We start from the raw sequence: 19,475 nt of genomic DNA, 5'->3' as shown, positions 1-19,475 counted from the left end.
ACCGGTTTACTTGACCAGTCGCGGGCCGTCCGTAACAGGGCGTTCGCTTTCGTTGAGAATGCCGAGGCGGCGTGCAACTTCCTGATAGGCTTCGATCATGCCGCCAAGATCCTTGCGGAACCGGTCCTTGTCCATCTTATCGCCGGTGCTCATGTCCCAGAGGCGGCAGGAATCCGGTGAAATCTCGTCGGCCAGAACGATGCGCATCATGTCGCCTTCCCAAAGGCGGCCAAACTCGATCTTGAAGTCCACCAGACGAATGCCGACAGCAGCAAACATGCCGGACAGGAAGTCATTGATGCGGATGGTCAGTGCCATGATATCATCAAGTTCCTGCGGATTGGCCCAGCCGAATGCAGTGATGTGCTCTTCAGCCACCAGCGGGTCGCCCAGTTCATCTTTTTTGTAGCAGAACTCAATGATGGAGCGCGGGAGCTGAGTGCCTTCCTCAAGGCCGAGGCGGGTACACAGAGATCCTGCAGCCACATTGCGCACGATTACCTCAAGCGGCACAATCTCAACTTCACGAACCAGCTGTTCGCGCATGTTGACACGGCGGATAAAATGCGTGGGTACGCCAAGCCGGTTCAGGTGCTCGAAAACAAATTCCGAAATGCGGTTGTTCAGGACACCCTTGCCATCGATGATATCGTGCTTCTTGTTGTTGAAGGCAGTCGCATCATCCTTGAAATGCTGGATCAGCGTTCCGGGTTCCGGTCCTTCATATAGAATTTTGGCCTTACCTTCGTAAATGCGGCGGCGACGGTTCATTGGCGTATACCGTGTTCTGCTATGAGAGCATCCATTCAACCGGGCTGATTTTCCGCTGCAGCGGTTATCCGGGTGGATTTCTCCGTGACAAATAATGGAGGCGGCGGACATCAGAATCCCCACCGCCTTTGCGGCGCGACACTACAAGAAAGTGCCCGGTTTCACAATGATCTTTCGAACTTTCGCTGAAATTGGGCATTACCACCTCTTGTCGCATTGTTTTTACCTTTGGTTAGCCCTATTAAATCCATAAAGGACATCTCAAATCAGGTTCGTGACCGATTGCGGCCCCAGGAGGTTTACATGACCACGTTTGATCAGCGTGAAGATGCGTTTGAAAGAAAATTTGCCCATGACGAAGAACTTCGTTTCAAGGCGGAAGCCCGCCGGAACAAGCTTCTTGGCCTTTGGGCGGCTGAAAAGCTTGGCCTGTCCGGCGAAAAGGCCGCTGACTACGCCAAGGAAGTGGTTCGTGCAGACTTTGACGAGCCGGGCGATGAAGATGTGTTCCGCAAGATTCGCGGCGATTTCGACAGTGCCGGTATCGAGCAGTCTGACCACCAGATTCGCCGGACCATGGACGAGCTGATGGCCACTGCACGCGAGCAGATTGCCACCGAAGCTTAGGCAGCCTGTGCCTCGCATATGATTCTGAAAACCGCGTTTCTTTGAAGGAGCGCGGTTTTTTCATTGCCGATTAACCAAAGAGACAAATGTCCGTTTCTTCAAACTGGTCTTTAAGACAGCTGCGCTATGCTGCCCCTAAATACCGGCAATGCCGGAACTATAGCGTGCTTCAGACAAAAGCTCGCGCAGAAACAAACTCTTAAAGCACCATTGCCAAGTCAGGTGAAAGGTCTGGTGTTTTATTGATCTGGGGGTGTCTATCCATGTCTTTGTCTCTTGACCGGGTTTTGAACGACCTGCCTGAGAACCTGTCTGATATCTGGGGCAACGAAACCGTTCGTTTCTCTCATGCACTGCAGGATACGGGCCTGTTCAGTGATACAGCGCTGGCAGACCTTATCGGTCACCATCCGGATGACCTGCTTTATGTGTCTACAATGGATAATCAGGGACATGATATTCGCTCCTGGCACGTGGGTCGCTTGGGAAGCGCGCGTGGAGAGGGAATCATTGAAGCCGTGAGTAAAGGGCCTATCTGGGTCAATGCGCGGAATGTCAATGAAACGGACCCTCGGTTCAAGCAGATTGAAGAGACACTGTTTTCCCAGCTTGAGGACGCGGTTCCAGGTCTCAAGACCTTTAAGCGTCGCCTGGGGATTCTGTTGTCTTCGCCGAAGACACGTGTCTTTTATCATATGGATGTGCCGGGGCAGGGGCTCATCCAGCTTCGCGGCAGCAAACGTGTTTATGTCTATCCTCCGGAGGCGCCATTCCTCTCCCGCGAAAGCCTTGAGGATGTAGTGCTGAACGTAACCGAGGAAGAGATTCCCTACGACCCGGCCTTTGACAATTATGCCGAGGTCTTTGATATCGAGCCCGGTGACATGCTGACATGGCGTCTGAACGGACCGCATCGGATAGACAATCATGATTGTCTCAACGTCTCTATGACGGTCGAATACTGGACCGACGATATAAGACGGTCATATGCGGTGAATTATGCCAATGCGGTTCTGCGGCATTTTGTTGGTGTAAAAGCCAAGTCCACAGCCCTGTCAGGTCCCGGGTTCTGGGCAAAAGCCGGACTTGCAGCTGCTGTTAAATATAGCGGCCTGGCCCAGCGCAAACAGCACAAGCTGATGGTTGACTTTGAGGTCGACCCGGCATCGCCCACAGGTATGGTACCCATTCAGCCTCAAGAAGCGGCATAAGGTTGAATGTGATTGAATTTCAGGGCGACCCATCAGTGGTCGCCTTTTTTGTATCTGCGGTATAGGGTCTTGGTCTCATCTGTCAGTGAGCCAAGGGAGTATGATGGTCGTGACGCAGTCTTTTTTGAAAATGCTCAAGGATGGTGGTCGGTTTTACTTCGCCTGGAGTGTGTTGCCGCTGCCACTTCTTGCGGAGCAATGTGCGCGGTCCGACTTCGATGGTGTGATCATTGACATGCAGCATGGCCTGATTGCGGAATCAGATGCGCGGGACATGATCAGCCATATTTATCTGACCGGAAAGCCGGTTGTCGTCCGGGTGCCAATCGGACGATTTGATCTCGCAGGGCGCGTTCTGGATTGGGGTGCGCATGGTGTTATTGCCCCGATGATCAACGATCGCGCTCTGGCCGAGACCTTTGTCGATGCGATGAACTATCCGCCTGTCGGCCAGAGAAGCTGGGGGGCATTCAGAACACGACAATTGCAGCAGAACGGACGGGAAAGCGTCGACTTCCTTCATCAGGCGAATGATGAGGTCTGCGGCTTTGCCATGATTGAGACAAGAGAGGCTCTGGATAATCTTGAAGATATCCTGTCTGTACCGGGACTGGATGGTGTTCTGGTCGGGCCGAATGACCTTTCCATCTCGCTTTCCAACGGAAAAACGGTGAACTCATCCGACGCGGATCTGCAGACCGTTCTGGCCGATATTGCATCAGCCTGCCAGCGCCATGGCAAGGTTACGGCGATTTATGCAAGAGACCCTGAAGAGGCGCACAGATTCCGTGATCTTGGCTTCCAATGTGTCGCTGTTGGCGCGGACATGGTCTACATGGATGTCGGGTTGAATGCTGTTCTGTCCCAGTTGAATTCTTAAATTCGAATTTGTTGATGTAGATCAATCCGAACTCGGTTGAGGTTTGTCAGAGTTCGCCTGAAAGAGGAACTGTATATCCGCAGTTTCAAGGCTCTGGAGGCGATTATGATCAAACTTGCCGTGATCATGTTCATTGTGATTGCACCGACACTTGCAGGCTTCTCGGTGCTGGTTCCGCTGACCATCTTCGGGACTGGCGATATGGATGGGCGCCTGTTGATTCTGGCGGCGGCCATTGGCGTTGCGATTGCTGTTCCCGTCTCGCTTTATGTGGCCAATCGCATTTTGCACCTGGTCGAACCAAAGCAGGCTGCGTGATTACCCGAGCTTTTTGAGAAAGGCACCGAAGCTCATCAGGCCTTCGGGCCAGGGGCCATGACCGCTCGCCTGGTCAATCGTGCCCACATCACCTGCATCCTGCACCTCTGACCCCCAGGCTTCTGCCATCTTGCGGGCCTTGGCATATTTGCAGAGCGGGTTGCTGCGGCTGGCGATTACCTTGCTTGGGAAGGGAAGCCGGTTTTTCGGAACCGGTCCGAAACATTGCATGGCCAATGGTGTTGTCTTGTCGTCATCGGCGTTGACCGGGGCCACAAGATAGGCACCGGCGACTTTTCCCGGCGTAAATGCACTGGCGGCATGAGCGATGGTCAGCACGCCGCACTGATGACCGACGAGTACGACCGGTCGTGTTGCGGCATCGACCGCTTTGATGAGGTTGGAGCACCAGCTTTCAAGCTGAGGCTCCAGCCAGTTTTCCTGCTCCACCAGACGCGCGGTCTTCAACTGGCGATGCCAGCGTTCGAGCCAGTGATCACCAATGAGCCCGGCCTGGCCGGGCACAATGAGAATGTCTGCGTCCTGAGTGCGCATTGATATCAGCTCTCACCGAAGACGCGACGGAAGATCGTGTCCACATGCTTGGTGTGGTATCCGAGGTCAAACTTCTCGTCGATCTCAGCATCGGTCAGGGCAGCGGAGACTTCCGGATCAGCCTTCAGTTCAGCCCGGAAATCAGCACCCTGTTCCCAGACCTTCATGGCATTGCGCTGAACAAGACGGTAGGAATCCTCGCGGGAAATTCCGGCCTGTGTCAAAGCCAGCAGAACGCGCTGGGAATGAGCAAGGCCGCCGAGCTTGTCCATATTCTTCTGCATGTTTTCAGGATAGACGACCAGCTTGTCGACAACGCTGGTGAGGCGGACAAGAGCGAAGTCGAGGGTCACGGTTCCGTCCGGGCCGATCATACGCTCGACTGAGGAATGGGAGATGTCCCGCTCATGCCAGAGAGCAACATTCTCAAGGGCTGGGGTGACCATGCCGCGTACGATGCGGGCCAGACCGGTGAGGTTTTCGGTGAGGATCGGGTTACGCTTGTGCGGCATGGCGGATGAGCCTTTCTGGCCCGGAGAGAAATATTCCTCCGCTTCCAGAACTTCTGTCCGCTGCAGATGACGAACCTCGACGGCCAGGCGTTCGACAGAAGAGGCGATAACGCCGAGAACCGCAAAGAACATTGCGTGACGGTCACGGGGGATGACCTGGGTTGAAACCGGTTCAGGTTTCAGGCCCATGGCTTCAGCAACATGCTCTTCCACGCGGGGGTCGATATTGGCGAAGGTGCCGACCGCACCGGAAATGGCGCAGGTGGCGACTTCCTCACGTGCTGCCAGAAGGCGGGTGCGGCAGCGATCAAACTCGGCATAAGCCTGGGCCATTTTGAGGCCGAAGGTGACCGGTTCGGCGTGGATGCCGTGGGACCGGCCAATGGTCGGGGTCATCTTGTGTTCGAAAGCCCGACGCTTCAGCGCAGCCAGAAGAGCGTCCAGATCTTCAAGCAGCAGGTCTGCCGCCTTGACGCACTGAACGTTAAAGCAGGTATCCAGAACATCAGATGAGGTCATGCCCTGGTGAACGAAGCGGGCCTCGGGGCCAACGATCTCGGCCAGATGGGTGAGGAAGGCGATGACGTCATGCTTGACTTCCCGCTCAATCTCATCAATCCGGGCCACGTCAAACTCTGCATCCCTGGCTTTGGCCCAAACGGTTTCTGCGGCTTCCTTTGGAACGACGCCGAGTTCGGCCAGCGCATCCAGCGCATGCGCCTCAATCTCGAACCAGATGCGGAACTTTGATTCCGGTGACCAGATATCTGCCATTTGCGGACGAGAATAACGAGGGATCATCGTGGTTCCTTTCACCACGACCGGGAAGGTCGTTCGACTGTTGGAATAAATTTGAGCCTCGTCTAGCAAAGCTTGTCGCAAGACTCAATGAGCCTTACGGGCCTTCCTGCAGCAATTAGGCGCTTTTTGTTTCAAAATCTGACATAATGGCCGCATGAAGGGAGGTTTGGCGATGAAACACATCCTGATCATGATGTTCTCTCTGGCGCTTTCCATGCCCATTGCAGAGGCTGCTGCCAAGAAGAAACACCCATATCCCGAATGCCGCTGCCAGAATTATGGCAACTACTACAAGGTGGGTGAGGAAGCCTGTATCAAGACAAACAAGGGCCCTCGCATGGCCCGTTGTATCCTGAAGATCAATGTCAGTTTCTGGGAATGGCTGGACAGGCCTTGCCCGGTCTCGAATTACACACCGGTAGACCTGCCGCTGAAGCTTGCGAGCTGATATCAGCCGCGAACGTTTTCCGCTGCAGCCCGGATTGCTGCGATATTGTCTTTGTAGACGCTGTTGTCATCCGGGGTGCCGCCCTTGAAAACGGCTGACCCGGCGACCAGAGCATTTGCGCCAGCTTCAGCCACCAGCGGGGCGGTTTCCACTGTAACGCCGCCATCGACTTCGATATCGATCGGGCGATCGCCAATCATCTGCTTGATGCGGCGGACCTTGTCGACCGATTCCCGGATAAACTTTTGTCCGCCAAAGCCTGGATTGACACTCATCACGAGAATGAGGTCCACGTCGTTCAGAACATATTCGAGAACGCTTTCAGGGGTGCCAGGGTTCAAGGAGACACCGGCTTTCTTGCCAAGTGCGTGAATTGACTGAAGGGATCGATGCAGGTGAGGGCCTGCCTCGGCGTGGACCGTGATGATGTCCGAGCCTGCCTTTGCGAAGGCTTCCAGATAAGGGTCGCACGGGGCAATCATCAGATGGACATCCATGACCTTGTCGGTATAGGGCCGGATGGCTTTGACAATATCAGGGCCGATGGTGATGTTGGGCACAAAATGACCATCCATCACATCCACATGGATCCAGTCGCATCCTGCTTCATCAATAGCCTTGATCTCATCACCGAGACGGGCGAAGTCGGAGGCGAGAATGGATGGGGCAATCTGAAGCGGGCGAGCCATGGGAGATCCTTCCAGGCAATGGGACAAGAATGCCACGCAGCTAGCATAGCTGACGAGTGAGAACAAGATGTGCCGATGGTCTCCCGCTCTTTCATTCGCGTAAGGGCAGGTTGGTCGTGTCCTTGACGGTGTTGACCACGATCCGGGACTGAACGTCGCTGACCAGTTGATTGTCGAGCAGTTTCAGGCGGAGGAAGTCGTCATAGGTCTTGATGTCGTCCGAAACAATTTTCAGAAGATAGTCAACCGCGCCCGTAATGCGTTCACAGGTGACCACTTCCGGCCAGTGATGGACCAGCCGGTCAAACTCTTCCATGTTTTCCCGGTTTGGAAGACCCAGCTTGACGAAGGTGTAGGCCACAAAATTGAGGCCGACAGATTCGCGATCAACCACGGCTGTAATCTGCCGGATGATTCCTGTCTCCTTCATCTTCTTGATGCGTCGCCAGCAGGGTGTCTGGGATGTTCCTGCCTGGCGGGCCACTTCGGCGATGGAAAGAGAGGCGTCTCTCTGCAGGATTCTGAGGATTCGAATATCAGAGGGGTCGAGAAGGTTTTTTTCCAATTTTCCCAAAACAGCGGAAGGCTGTTCCTCCTAAAGGGGTTTCTTGAGCAACAATAGCACAGGAAATTCCCCGGAAAAGGACCAAAATATTATGTAGGTCAACCATGCTGACATTCGCAGAGGCAGAACAACAGCCCGCGAATGACTGAGGAGGCAAGCATGAATGCGTTTGCGAAGCGTATCACGCTCGACGACAAATATGCTCGGGAAAATGGCTCAGTTTATCTCACCGGGATTCAGGCGCTGGTCCGGGTCGCGCTGGATCGCGCCCGTCTCGACAGGTTGGCTGGCCTCCACACTGGTGGTTTCATCTCAGGGTATCGAGGGTCCCCGCTCGGTGGGTTTGATCAACAGTTAGAGGCTGCACAGGCTCATCTGGATGAGCTGGATATTGTCTTTCAGCCGGGTGTGAATGAGGAGCTTGGTGCGACGGCTGTCTGGGGTTCCCAGAAGGTTGGCGAAGCCGGAGCCGGCAGCGATTATGATGGTGTGTTCGGTATCTGGTATGGCAAGGCACCCGGCGTTGACCGTGCCAGTGATGCCCTGAAGCATGCCAATGTAAGTGGGTCATCGGCCAAGGGTGGAGCCCTTGCCATTTGCGGCGATGATCATCTGGCCAAATCCTCTACCATGACCTGCCAGAGTGAATTTGCTCTGATGGATGCGGAAATTCCGGTTCTCAATCCTGCTGACCTTCAGGATGTGCTTGATTATGGTTTGCTTGGTCTTGAGCTCTCCCGCTATTCCGGCCTCTGGGTTGGCCTGATTGCGCTTGCCGACACGATGGATTCATCGGGTATTGTTTCTGTTGATCCCGAGAGGTTGGCGGTCAATCTGCCGCGTGCGCACCATGATCCGCGACTTGCGGCGAAGCAGAACAGGCCGGTACGTCTAGCAACACGCCTTGAAAACGAAGTTCTGGTTCGTGAATTGCGGCTTCCTGCCGCTAGAGCTTTCGTGCGTGCAAACAGGTTGGACGCGATCCGGTTCGGTTCAGACAGGCCTCGCTTTGGCATCGTTGCCACCGGCAAGGCCTATCGGGATCTGCGTCAGGCGCTTGAAGTGCTTGGGATCGGTCATGCACGGGCGGTGGAGCTTGGGATCGGACTTTATAAGGTCGCCATGCCGTGGCCGCTTGAGAATGTCAGCTTCTCAAACTTCGCCCGTGGCCTCGACCGGCTGATGGTGGTTGAACACAAACGGGCTCTAATGGAGCCGCAGATCAAGGATATTGCCTATCACTGGTCCGCTGATGAGCGTCCGCAAATCTGGGGCAAGGCAACACCGGATGGCGCGCCCTTTATGCCCTCAATCCGTGACCTGTCTGTGGCTGAACTGGTTCCGGCTCTGCTGGGCTTCATGCCTGAACTGGCCCGTGATGATGCTATCCGGTCCGTCGCGCAACGGATTGAAGAGCAGGCGGTCTGGGCTGATGCTCATCAGGATACAGCCAAACGGACCCCGTATTTCTGCTCCGGCTGCCCGCATAACTCATCCACCGTGGTGCCCGAGGGCGCCCGGGCCATGCCCGGTATTGGTTGCCATGCCATGGCAGAGCTGTCCGGTCGTGTCACAGATGGACTGGTGGCCATGGGCGGTGAAGGTGTTCACTGGGTTGGCCAGGCCCCGTTTGAGCGGGATGGACATGCTTTTGTCAATCTGGGGGATGGGACTTATTACCATTCCGGCATTCTCGCCATCCGCCAGTCAGTGGCTGCCAGGGTTCCCGTGACCTACAAGGTCCTCTTCAATGATGCGGTGGCCATGACGGGCGGCCAGGCCCATGATGGGCCGTTGAGTGTTGAGCAGATTACCCGCCAGGTTTCCGCAGAAGGTGTTGAGAAAATCTGTGTGGTCTCAGAAGAGCCGGAGCGGTTCACAGGCTCCTCTCTGCTTGCTCCGAACGTTCCTGTTCATGATCGTGATGAACTGGCGCTGGTCCAGGCTGACTGTGCGGCCTATCCGGGTGTGTCGGTGATCATCTATGACCAGACCTGTGCCGCGGAAAAACGTCGTCGGCGCAAGAAGGGACTGCATGACGATCCGCCCAAACGTCTGTTTATCAATCCGAAAGTCTGTGAAGGTTGTGGCGATTGCACGGTCCAGTCGAACTGTGTGTCGCTCGAACCGCTTGAGACTGACCATGGCACGAAGAGAGCTATCAATCAGTCGAGCTGTAACAAGGACTATTCCTGCGTTAAGGGCTTCTGTCCGTCCTTCGTCTGGGTGGACGATGCCGAACTGAAACGGTCAGATAAGGGTGACGGGCTGGATATTGCTGCGCTGGCTGCTGACCTTCCCCGTATCAGGGAACGGGAACTCAAGGAGACTGTCAATCTGCTGATCACCGGTATCGGTGGCATGGGCGTGACGACTGTCGCTGCGGTTCTGGCCATGGCGGCTCATGTGGATGGCGTGAATGTTTCAACGCTTGATATGACCGGTCTGGCGCAGAAAGGCGGGCCGGTGACCTCGCAGATCCGGTTTGGAGGCAAGGGGGCGTCCATACAAGGACCACGCATTCCTGTTGCGAGCCTCGATATCCTGCTTGCATCAGACCTGCTTGTTGCGGGTAGTGCGGAAACGCTGATGCTTCTGAATGATGAGAAGACCGTTGCGGTCGCCAATGGGCATGTAACGCCGACAGCTGAATTTACCATCAAGCAGACCTTGTCCTTCAACGAGGAAAAACTGTCGCATACCCTCAGAGAAGCAACCCGTGACTTGGTTCTGCATGATGTGGCTCAAGTGGCGGAGCGGGTGCTGGGAGATGCCATCTATACGAACATGCTTCTGGTAGGCATGGCCTATCAGCGCGGCGTTCTGCCGTTGACCCTGGATGCAGTCGAGATGGCTATTCGGCTGAACGGGGCAGCCATTGACCGGAACATTCGTGCTTTCCATGCAGGGCGCGTGCTGTTCAGCCGTCCGGAGGCTTTGCTCAATGAGATCCCGGTCCGTGAAAAGCCTGCCGAGATGGGGCTGGATGAACGTATCGCATTCCTGGGTGAAGAGCTGACTGGTTATCAGGATGAAGCTTATGCCCGGCGGTTCCGTGACGTTGTAGAACGTGTTCGCCGCATGGATGAAGTTCAGCCTCATGGCGGTTTGCGCATCACAGGACTGGTGGCGGAGAACCTCTACCGGCTGATGGCCTATAAGGATGAGTATGAGGTGGCTCGACTTTATGCTGATCCAGCCTTTGAAGAGGCGCTGTCAGCTCAGTTCTCCTCCCGGAGCAAGATACGCGTGATGCTGGCCCCACCGCTTCTGTCTCCGATTGATCCTGTAAGTGGTCGGCCGAAGAAGCGGGCATTTGGCCCCTGGGTTTTCGGTGCATTTCGTCTGCTGTCTCGTCTGAAGGGTTTGCGCGGGCATTGGTATGACCCGTTTGGCCATACAGCAGAGCGCAAGGCGGAACGGGCGCTGATTGAAACCTATCTGTCCGATGTTGAGCTTATTCTGGCCGAGTTGGACGGACCGGTGCCCTATGGCCTTCTGGCCGAGATTGCCCGTGTTCCGGATGCTATCCGTGGCTTTGGACCGGTCAAGGAACAGGTTATGGAGAAAGCGGCAAAACGGCGATTGACCCTGTTGAACAGGCTGGAAGCAGAGCGGATCAACCATGAGGATGGGCCGCATCTGATGGAAGCTGCCGAGTAGCGGGTCTTGATCTTAGAGCCGGGTTCCGAACCGGTTTTGCCAGGTTGGCAGATTGTCCGTTGCGTCTGCGCTGGCATGATAGACACCGCGGGCGACGGCGCGGGCCATTGTGCTGGCTGCAAGGGCTCCCAGTTCCACCATGGCTCCGGCGGATTGGTCGAGAGGCTTTTTCCCGGTCGACAGAGCGAAAATCAGATCCCCGTCGAGGACGGTATGCGCGGGCCAGAGCGCGCGGGCAAAACCGTCATGCGCCATGACGCCCAACCGCTTGGCCTCCGACTTTGTCAGAATGGCATCTGTGGCGATTACCGCAATGGTGGTGTTGGCCCCGGGCTTTTGCATATCAAGCTTGGTCTTGATGTGTGCCTGATCCTTCGGCGAAGGGTGAGGGGCGCAGAACCCGCCGAACTCATTGTCGATTTCGAACGGATGTGCCCAGAAATGACCTGACGAGCCAATTGTGGCCTGCCCGAGCGCATTGACGGCAACCAGCGCGCCAATTGTATGGCCTGTTTCTGACACAGAAGATGCAGAGCCGAGCCCGCCTTTGATATTGGCTGTTGTTGCGCCTGCACCGGCACCTGTTGAGCCGAGTTCGAAATGGCGTGAGGCAGCCTGAGCTGCCTTGTAACCAAGATCGCGATAGGGCGGATACAATCCCCAACCCTTGTTGCCGCCATTCAGCATGTCAAACAGGATTGCGCCTGGTACGATAGGGATGTTGAGCGTATCGGTCACAGGATAACCGCGGTTCTGCTCCCGCAACCAGGCCTGTACGCCGCTGCAGGCATCAAGACCGAACGCTGAGCCGCCTGAGAGCACCAGCGCATCCACATGTTGAACGGTTTGCTCCGGGCTGAGGAGGTCGGTTTCCCGCGTGCCAGGTGCCCCACCCATAACATGCACGGCTGCAACGGATCGCTGATCTGGCAGAATAACGCTTGTGCCGGATTTCAGGTCTGCATCATCGGCATTTCCGACCAAAAGGCCGTCCACATCAGTGATTAGATTGAGAGGGCCGGTTTTCATGGTCCGACTTTATGCTGGAACGCCCCGTCCCGCCAGACATAGGGGACGAAACTCGGCAGGTTTGAATCACCATTCTGCTCGAACCGGATCGGGCCGAGTATAGTTCCATGCTCCGTTTCTAGGAGTCCCTTTGCAAGATCAGCCGGATTGGCAGATAGGGCACTTACAATCAGTTCTACGGCGACGAAAGAAGGGATAGTCAGGGCAAAGGCTTCGATATCTTTCTCCTTGAAAGTCGCAAGAAGATCCGGATCGGTCAGAAGCTGGCGCGGATCAGGTGCGGCAATTGCCTGAATGCCCTCAGCCGTGTCTCCGGCCTGAAGCAGGAAGTCATCGACGAGGATCGCATCGCCGCCAACAACGCTGATAGCCACCCCGCGTTCCTTCAATGCTTTGACGATCAAGGCGGCGTCTGCGTGATAGGAGCCAAGAAAGACAACATCAATCGCATCCGCTTCAAGCTGGATGGCAAGGCTGCCATATTCGCTGAGGCCCGATTGAAAGGCCTCAAAGCGGGCAGGGCGTGTGCCAGCAGTTTCCAGCGCGTCTTTCAGGCGTGTGGCCGTATCCTTGCCGAAGGCGCTGTTGTCGTGAAGAACAGCTACCCGGCCAGAGATGCTGAGTGTTTTCAGATAGTCGGCGGCAATCCGGCCGAAATGGTCGTCGCGACCGGTGAGGCGGAATCTCAGCCCCGGCTTACCAAATGCCTCATCTGTGAAGCTCGGGTGACGGGTTGCTGGTGATATCTGCGGGATATCTGCATCCGCATAAATGCGGGCACCCTCAACAGACGCTCCCCAGCACACATGGCCAATCACCACATCGACCCTGGCACCGACAAGCTGATTGGCTGCAGCCTTTGCTCCGTCGCGGGTGCACTTGTCATCGGCAATCACCAGCTCGATATCAGGACCGCCGCGTTCTTTGACGGTTTCCGCGGCCAGATTAATGCCGTTTTCCATCTGCTTGCCGAATTCAAGGAAAGGGCCGCTCATTGGGGCTGCGAGGCCAACGCGCAGGGTTTCCTGAGCCTGCGTTGGAAGACTGAAGCTCACGAGCACCGTTAGGAGGGCGAAGAAAGAGCGTGTGATATGCCTGATGGCCATGGATAATGGGTCCGGAATCTGAAAGCTGGCCGGATTGTTGTCCGATGAACCTGAAAGGTCAATGACCCTTTCCGAAGACAAAAGAAAACAGCCGCTCGTTTGAGCGGCTGTTTGCTGGGGTGGTTGAGGTCTTTCTGTCTCTTAGTAGAGACGGGCGCGGCACTTGCGAACCCAACGTCTGTGTTCTTTCTGTCGGCGCTTCAATTCCTGTCTTGAGAACCGGACGCTTGCTTCGTTTCCGCCGTAGCGGCGCTGCAGTCGAATGTCACGCTTCAGGATATCGCGGGCTGAGTCGACAAGCTCTTTCCACTGACGGGCCCGCATGCAGGCATATTCGCTGGTGCCGTATTTGGGGCGTGCCTTCTTGGCTGCCAATGCTGAGCCGAGGATGGCGATGCCGATGCCTGCTGCCAGGCCGATTGCTGCTGCACGACCGGCGTTGCTGTGGCCGTGATGACGATGATGGCTGCGGTAACCTGCTTCTGCAGTGGTTGTCATGGTTGATGCCATGGATGTGCTGAGCATTACAGCGGCGACGAGTGCGGTTGCGGTTTTCTTGAATGTGCTGGTCATGATGTCCTCCATTGCCTTGAACTGACCATGTGTCGACGGAGGACGGAAAAAGGTTCAAAGTTTTTTCGAATCTTTTTTGGACAGCATTCAACCCGCTGTCAGAATGCCTCTGAAAACGGGCGGTTGCTGAATGAAATACTGATGCGTTTTGATGTTATGCGGCGGTGGCTTTTGCCTTGTCCGTGCCTGCATGCGCCACATGCTCTTCGCACTGCGCCATCTCCTGGATGAAAGCAACAAGACTTTCGGATGTCATCTTGGCCGGGTTGAACTCAGAAGACAGGCCAAAGCGAACATAGAGCTTATCGGCTGTATCAGAACGTCCGGCAAATGCCATGGACCATTGGTCAAACATGCGGACGTCAACAGGCGTTGCGCTCATAATAACGATATCACTGTGACGCTGATCTCTGGAAATCCGACAGAATGTTTCTGTGACAGCCTTACGATCTCCTTCCAGCACCTGTGCGAAGAAGATGTTGTTGAACAGCAGCGCACCCGTAATGCCGTCGCGCGTGTTGTTTCTGGCGGCAGCATCCAGAATTGATTTGATTTCCTTGAAAGCGGATTTGTTCGTCGTCGCTACGGTATTGCGGCTGTAATAAACAAGTCTGAAGAGATACATTTCGCGTGCTCTCGTCTCTCAAGTTAATCCGATTAGATAACATCTTGAAACAAGGTAAGTGCAATCTCTGGAAAATTCGTTAACTGTCAAAAGCTTACTGAGATCATGGCCGAAAGGTCTTATTGACTATAAATAGGACTACCTGAATACATCATGGATGAAGGTTCGGGCGTGGACGGAAAATCCTCTGCCATAAGAGAACCGGGTCACCTATATAGGAGGTGATGTAATGATGAGGCGGGACCAGTCTGATGCTCACAACGGCGCAAGATTTGCCGAAATCCATTGATGAAACGCTCTCGCTTCTGGCCGGAGCCGGATATATTGCCGACAGATCACTGGCAACCGTGCTGTTTCTGAGCCTTACCATGAAACGTCCGCTGTTTCTGGAGGGGGAAGCGGGTGTCGGGAAAACGGAAATTGCCAAGGTTCTCTCGCAATGTCTGGGGCGTCGTCTGATCCGCCTGCAATGTTATGAGGGACTGGATATCGCATCCGCTGTCTATGAGTGGAACTATGCTGCCCAGATGATCGAAATCCGGGCAGCGGAAGCCAGCGGTATACAGGACAGGGAGAGCCTGTCGCGGGATGTGTATGATCCGAAATTTCTGATCCGCCGTCCGCTGTTACAGGCGCTGGAACAGGATCAGACCCAGGGTGCGCCCGTGCTTCTGATTGATGAACTTGATCGGACCGATGAGGCATTTGAGGCATTTTTGCTTGAGGTGCTGTCAGATAATCAGATCACCATTCCTGAGCTTGGGACGATCCGTGCGGAACAGCCGCCTCTTGTGATTGTTACCACTAACAGAACCCGTGAGATCCATGATGCCTTGAAGCGGCGCTGCCTGTATCACTGGGTTGATTACCCGAGTGCCGAGCGGGAGCTGGCAATCGTGGAAGCCAAGTGTCCGGGTGCGGGAGAGACGCTGAGCCGGGAAGTGGTTGCTTTTGTTCAGCGGCTTCGGGATGAAGAGCTGTTCAAGAATCCGGGCGTGGCTGAAACGCTCGACTGGATTACAGCCCTGATGGAACTGGATCAGCTGGCTCTGGACCCGGATGTGATTTCCGACACATTGGGTGTGCTGCTCAAGTATCAGGATGATATCGCCCGTATGGAAGGCAGCCGGATCAATGAAATCCTGACCGACATCCGGAAGGATCTGGACGGGGTGGAATGACCGAACAGACGGCCCCGACCAATGGCGGGCGGCTTGCTGAAAATGTCGCCTATTTCGGACGTGCCCTGCGTGCGGCCGGGCTTCCTGTGGGACCGGCACATGTGGTCGACGCGGTGAACGCATTGACAATGACAGGGATTGGATCACGGGATGATCTCTACTGGGTGCTGCAGTCTGTCTTCGTCAAACGCCGCGATCATCGGGCTGTCTTTGATGAGGTGTTTGAGCTCTTCTGGCGCAGCCGTGGCCTTGTTGAAAAGATGATCTCAATTCTGTCTCCGGTGGCAAATCCATCCCGGGCTGAAAAACAGAAGGCGGGGGCGGCGCGTGCGGCGGAGGCCTTGCTCAAGGCACAGGATCAGCAAAAGGAACTGCCGGAACCGGATCTGGAGGTTGATGCGCGCTTCACGGTCTCAGGCAAGGAAATCCTGCAGTCCAAGGATTTCGAACAGATGACAGTTGCGGAGCTGGACGATGCGCGACAGGCGATCAGCGAACTGGCTTTGCCCAGTGATGTTGTTCGCACCCGACGGTTTCAGCCGTCGTCGAATGGCCGGCGTTTTGATATGCGCAGGACCGTGCGACATATGATGCGGTCGGGCGGTGATCTGGTCATCCCGCATTTCCGCTCGGAAACCGAAACGCATCCGCCGATTGTCGCCTTGTGTGATATTTCCGGATCGGTGGGGCAATACACCCGTATTTTCCTGCACTTTCTGCACATGTTACAGCTGCGCGGACGCAAGGTTCACAGTTTTGTCTTTGGCACACGGTTGACCAATATTACCCGGCAATTGCAGGCAAAGGATCCCGATGAGGCACTGGATGCCTGCTCAGCTGCTGTTGAGGACTGGTCGGGCGGAACCCGGATTGCAACAGCGCTTCATCGGTTTAACCGGGACTGGTCACGCCGTGTTCTGGGCCAGAAGCCAACGGTCATCCTGTTCACAGATGGTCTTGAGCGGGACACGGATGAGGATCTGGCTGTAGAAATGGATCGACTTCACAGATCCTGCAGACGGCTTATCTGGCTGAACCCGCTTTTGCGGTTCGAAGCTTTTGAGGCGCGTGCGCAAGGCATTCGCATGATGTTGCCTCATGTGGATGAATTCCGTCCGATCCATTCCCTGAATTCCATGGCAGATCTGTGCGCGGCTCTGTCGGGCGAGACAACGGCTGTCAGGGACCCAAAGCAATGGCTAAGGCCCGTTGGTATAAGGCCTTCTGACGCGAAGACTGGAGGAGAGGTCCATGGACAGGCATGATCCGCTGATGATTGCAGAAACCTGGAGCAGGGAAGGGCGATCTGTTGCTCTTGCGACGGTTCTGGAAACCTGGGGGTCGGCACCGCGCGCCGTTGGGAGCCATCTGGCAATCGATTCCGAAGGTAATTTCGAAGGCTCCGTCTCTGGCGGCTGTGTGGAGGGGGCGGTGATTTCAGAAGCCATTGACGTCATCGAGACCGGAACAACCAAAGTGCTCGAGTTTGGCGTTGCCGATGAAACCGCCTGGGAAGTGGGGCTGTCCTGCGGTGGACGTATTCGGGTTCTGGTGGAAAAGGTGACGCTATGAGTGTTTCCGCTGAACTCATCAGAGAACTGAACGAAGCCCGAGCCCGACGGGAGCCCATCGCGCTTGTCAGCAGACCCGACGGTGGTGCTGCGTCTCTGGTTCGCCCGGGAGAGGATATCGGCCTTGCCGAAAGTGCGCTCGACGGGTTCTTCAGAAGTGGGAAATCAGGTCTTGCTGATCTGGCCGGTGGTGAACAGGTCTTTCTTGCCGTGCATGTCCCGGCACCGCGTCTGGTTCTGATTGGGGCGGTCCATATTTCGCAGGCTCTTGCTCCGATGGCCCGGATTGCCGGACTGGATGTGACAATTATCGACCCGCGGACGGCCTTTGCCACAGAGGACCGCTTTGAGGGTTTTCCATTATATGCGGACTGGCCTGATGAGGTGCTTCCGGGTCTGGGACTTGATCCATACACCGCATTGGCTGCGGTGACGCATGACCCCAAAATTGACGATATGCCTCTGATGGCGGCGCTTGAAGCGAACTGTTTCTATGTGGGGGCGCTGGGCAGTCGGAAAACCCATGGCAAGCGGCAGATCCGTATGGAGGAAGCGGGCGTCAGTGAAGATGCGTTCTCGCGTATTCATGCGCCCATCGGACTGGATATCGGGGCCTCCAACCCATCCGAGATTGCAGTGTCTGTTCTTGCAGAGGTTATCCTGCGTCTGCGCGGGGCGAAATCTGAGAAAGGGCAGGGCATATGAAGTTTGGCCCGGTTCGCCTGGCGGAGGCTGAGGGTGGCATTCTTGCTCATTCAGTGCGTCTTGAAGACGGTGCGCTTAAAAAGGGGCACAGACTGGATAGAGAAGCGCTTGGCCGTCTTGACCGCGCTGGGATTGATGAGGTGGTTGTCGCGCTGCTCGAAGCTGGCGATTGTCATGAAGATGAGGCAGCACGGCGTCTGGCTCATGCCCTTTGCGGAGATGGATGCCTTGAGGAAGAGCCGTTTACAGGGCGCTGTAACCTGATCGCATCCGAGAGTGGCCTTCTGCAGTTTGATGAGGCGACGATCAACGAGATCAACAGGCTTGACCCGGCCATTACCGTAGCAACACTCAAACCGCTCGACCGGGCTTCCGAAGGTCAGATTGCCGCGACAATCAAGATTATTCCGTTTGCTGTTTCCGAGGCCCTGATTGCCAGGGCTGAGGCCCTGGCAGAGGCTTCTCGCGGGTTCTCTATTCAGCCGTTCAGACCATTGCGGGTTGGACTCGTTGCTACCGTTCTGCCAGGCATGACGGATAAGGTCATGGACAAGACGAGACAGGTTCTGGCATCCCGTCTGTCAATGCTGGGTGCCCGCCTGGGGCGTGAGTTTCGCGTCTCTCACAGGGAGCATGATGTGGCTTCTGCCATCCGGGATGCGGATGCAGACCATGACATGATCATCGTTTTTGGCGCTTCCGCCATTGTCGACCGTGCCGATGTGGTTCCCTCATCCATCGAACAGGCGGGGGGAGAGATCGTCCATTTCGGCATGCCGGTTGATCCGGGCAACCTGCTCCTGACGGCCCGACTTGGAACCAAGCCGGTGATTGGGGCGCCCGGGTGTGCTCGCTCTCCAAAGGAGAACGGCTTTGACTGGGTGCTTGAGCGAATGCTGGCGGGGCTTGAAGTGGGACAGGAAGATATTCAGGCTATGGGGGTTGGTGGACTCTTGAAAGAAATCACATCACGCCCACAGCCGAGGCGGGAGCGGACAGCGGACAGGCCGTTGCCTCGAGTGGCGGCTGTTGTCCTTGCTGCCGGGCAATCCCGCAGAATGGGGCAGGCCAACAAGCTTCTGACGGATTATCGCGGTGAGCTGTTTATCAGACGGGCGCTTGATGTGGTCAGGCGAGGCGGCGTAGACGAACTGATTGTTGTCACCGGTCATGATGCAGAACGGATTAAGGCGGCGGTTCCTGACCGGGATGTGCGGTTTGCACATAATGACCGGTTCGCTGATGGTCTTTCAACATCCGTTGCTGCGGGTATCGCGGCTGTGCCTGATGATGTGGGGGCCGTATTGATCATGCTATCCGATATGCCGCTTATCGCGCCGGAGACAATCCGCAAGATTCTGTTGGAACGGGACCCGGCTGCGGATACTGCGATCATTGTGCCGCATTTCAATGGGCAGCGGGGCAATCCGGTTTTGTGGCCAAGACGATATTTTGCTGAACTTCAGACCTTGTCCGGAGATCAGGGTGCGCGGGCACTGTTCAAGGCCTATCCGGATGCGGTCATAGAGCTTGAATGTGGTGATGAAGGCGTTGTCATCGATATTGATACGCCGGAACAGGCGGCTGAGGCCGGGGCCAGGATCGAAGAAACCTGATAAACAGAATGGGCGTCAGCAATGAGTCT

The 19,475-nt window shown here is 55.8% G+C and carries 20 protein-coding genes; 11 read left to right on the top strand and 9 right to left on the bottom strand.

The window, feature by feature from the left end; all coding sequences use genetic code 11:
• Positions 1-6: 6 nt before the first annotated feature.
• On the bottom strand, positions 7-771 hold the full coding sequence (gene purC / locus RA157_RS01980; protein ID WP_350334808.1) for a phosphoribosylaminoimidazolesuccinocarboxamide synthase: 765 nt from the start codon (positions 769-771) through the stop codon (positions 7-9).
• Between the two features lie 303 nt (positions 772-1,074).
• On the opposite strand from purC, the gene RA157_RS01975 reads away from it, so the two are divergent.
• From RA157_RS01975 to RA157_RS01960, 4 genes are all read left to right on the top strand, one after another.
• A complete protein-coding gene (locus tag RA157_RS01975) occupies positions 1,075-1,398 on the top strand; it encodes a DUF1476 domain-containing protein (RefSeq protein WP_350334807.1) in 324 nt (107 codons plus the stop codon).
• A gap of 263 nt (positions 1,399-1,661) precedes the next feature.
• Positions 1,662-2,609 carry a hypothetical protein gene (locus tag RA157_RS01970; protein ID WP_350334806.1) on the top strand — a complete coding sequence of 316 codons (948 nt, stop codon included), beginning with the start codon at positions 1,662-1,664 and terminating at the stop codon, positions 2,607-2,609.
• A 109-nt stretch (positions 2,610-2,718) separates the two neighbouring features.
• The gene (locus RA157_RS01965; protein WP_350334805.1) at positions 2,719-3,489 is read left to right on the top strand and encodes an HpcH/HpaI aldolase family protein; all 771 of its coding nucleotides are present in this window, start codon (positions 2,719-2,721) and stop codon (positions 3,487-3,489) included.
• A gap of 105 nt (positions 3,490-3,594) precedes the next feature.
• Positions 3,595-3,807: a hypothetical protein gene (locus tag RA157_RS01960; protein WP_350334804.1), complete on the top strand. Its 213-nt coding sequence runs from the start codon at positions 3,595-3,597 to the stop codon at positions 3,805-3,807.
• Here the strand turns inward: RA157_RS01960 and RA157_RS01955 are convergent, their stop codons facing one another.
• Positions 3,808-4,362, bottom strand: coding sequence for an RBBP9/YdeN family alpha/beta hydrolase (locus tag RA157_RS01955; RefSeq protein WP_350334803.1), 555 nt, complete (start codon positions 4,360-4,362; stop codon positions 3,808-3,810). It abuts the gene before it with no gap.
• A 5-nt stretch (positions 4,363-4,367) separates the two neighbouring features.
• Complete coding sequence (gene purB, locus RA157_RS01950) at positions 4,368-5,675, bottom strand: adenylosuccinate lyase (RefSeq protein ID WP_350334802.1); 1,308 nt, start codon at positions 5,673-5,675, stop codon at positions 4,368-4,370.
• Between the two features lie 172 nt (positions 5,676-5,847).
• On the opposite strand from purB, the gene RA157_RS01945 reads away from it, so the two are divergent.
• Positions 5,848-6,123 carry a hypothetical protein gene (locus RA157_RS01945; RefSeq protein WP_350334801.1) on the top strand — a complete coding sequence of 92 codons (276 nt, stop codon included), beginning with the start codon at positions 5,848-5,850 and terminating at the stop codon, positions 6,121-6,123.
• Between the two features lie 2 nt (positions 6,124-6,125).
• On the opposite strand, the gene rpe is transcribed toward RA157_RS01945, so the two are convergent.
• Together rpe and RA157_RS01935 are read right to left on the bottom strand one after the other, a co-directional pair.
• Positions 6,126-6,812 (bottom strand): ribulose-phosphate 3-epimerase, encoded by a 687-nt coding sequence (gene rpe, locus RA157_RS01940; RefSeq protein WP_350334800.1) that lies wholly within the window; start codon positions 6,810-6,812, stop codon positions 6,126-6,128.
• A 91-nt stretch (positions 6,813-6,903) separates the two neighbouring features.
• Positions 6,904-7,377 carry an Lrp/AsnC family transcriptional regulator gene (locus RA157_RS01935; protein WP_350334799.1) on the bottom strand — a complete coding sequence of 158 codons (474 nt, stop codon included), beginning with the start codon at positions 7,375-7,377 and terminating at the stop codon, positions 6,904-6,906.
• A 159-nt stretch (positions 7,378-7,536) separates the two neighbouring features.
• On the opposite strand from RA157_RS01935, the gene RA157_RS01930 reads away from it, so the two are divergent.
• Positions 7,537-11,040: an indolepyruvate ferredoxin oxidoreductase family protein gene (locus tag RA157_RS01930; protein WP_350334798.1), complete on the top strand. Its 3,504-nt coding sequence runs from the start codon at positions 7,537-7,539 to the stop codon at positions 11,038-11,040.
• Positions 11,041-11,052: 12 nt separating this feature from the next.
• Here RA157_RS01930 and RA157_RS01925 read toward each other — a convergent pair whose 3' ends face one another.
• The 4 genes from RA157_RS01925 to RA157_RS01910 form a co-directional block, all read right to left on the bottom strand.
• The gene (locus tag RA157_RS01925) at positions 11,053-12,069 is read right to left on the bottom strand and encodes a P1 family peptidase (protein ID WP_350334797.1); all 1,017 of its coding nucleotides are present in this window, start codon (positions 12,067-12,069) and stop codon (positions 11,053-11,055) included.
• On the bottom strand, positions 12,066-13,175 hold the full coding sequence (locus RA157_RS01920; RefSeq protein ID WP_350334796.1) for a branched-chain amino acid ABC transporter substrate-binding protein: 1,110 nt from the start codon (positions 13,173-13,175) through the stop codon (positions 12,066-12,068). The genes RA157_RS01925 and RA157_RS01920 overlap by 4 nt, the downstream gene beginning before the upstream one ends.
• Positions 13,176-13,316: 141 nt before the next feature.
• Entirely contained in the window at positions 13,317-13,748 is a 432-nt protein-coding gene (locus tag RA157_RS01915) for a hypothetical protein (RefSeq protein ID WP_350334795.1), read from the bottom strand.
• A gap of 154 nt (positions 13,749-13,902) precedes the next feature.
• Positions 13,903-14,373 carry a BLUF domain-containing protein gene (locus RA157_RS01910; protein WP_350334794.1) on the bottom strand — a complete coding sequence of 157 codons (471 nt, stop codon included), beginning with the start codon at positions 14,371-14,373 and terminating at the stop codon, positions 13,903-13,905.
• A 251-nt stretch (positions 14,374-14,624) separates the two neighbouring features.
• Between RA157_RS01910 and RA157_RS01905 the strand changes: the two genes are divergently transcribed.
• The 5 genes from RA157_RS01905 to RA157_RS01885 are packed head-to-tail and all read left to right on the top strand — an operon-like array spanning position 14,625 to position 19,446.
• Positions 14,625-15,554: an AAA family ATPase gene (locus tag RA157_RS01905; RefSeq protein WP_350334793.1), complete on the top strand. Its 930-nt coding sequence runs from the start codon at positions 14,625-14,627 to the stop codon at positions 15,552-15,554.
• Positions 15,551-16,819, top strand: a complete 1,269-nt coding sequence (locus RA157_RS01900) for a vWA domain-containing protein (protein ID WP_350334792.1) — start codon at positions 15,551-15,553, stop codon at positions 16,817-16,819. The genes RA157_RS01905 and RA157_RS01900 overlap by 4 nt, the downstream gene beginning before the upstream one ends.
• A complete protein-coding gene (locus RA157_RS01895) occupies positions 16,806-17,126 on the top strand; it encodes an XdhC family protein (protein ID WP_350334791.1) in 321 nt (106 codons plus the stop codon). Before RA157_RS01900 ends, RA157_RS01895 begins: the two co-directional genes overlap by 14 nt.
• Positions 17,123-17,830 (top strand): XdhC family protein, encoded by a 708-nt coding sequence (locus tag RA157_RS01890; RefSeq protein WP_350334790.1) that lies wholly within the window; start codon positions 17,123-17,125, stop codon positions 17,828-17,830. The genes RA157_RS01895 and RA157_RS01890 overlap by 4 nt, the downstream gene beginning before the upstream one ends.
• Positions 17,827-19,446: an NTP transferase domain-containing protein gene (locus tag RA157_RS01885; RefSeq protein WP_350334789.1), complete on the top strand. Its 1,620-nt coding sequence runs from the start codon at positions 17,827-17,829 to the stop codon at positions 19,444-19,446. The genes RA157_RS01890 and RA157_RS01885 overlap by 4 nt, the downstream gene beginning before the upstream one ends.
• Positions 19,447-19,475: the final 29 nt, after the last annotated feature.

It is taken from the genome of Coralliovum pocilloporae, assembly GCF_030845175.1.
Taxonomy (GTDB): domain Bacteria; phylum Pseudomonadota; class Alphaproteobacteria; order Rhizobiales; family Cohaesibacteraceae; genus Coralliovum; species Coralliovum pocilloporae.
This window is presented reverse-complemented; position numbering and strand designations above follow the sequence as displayed.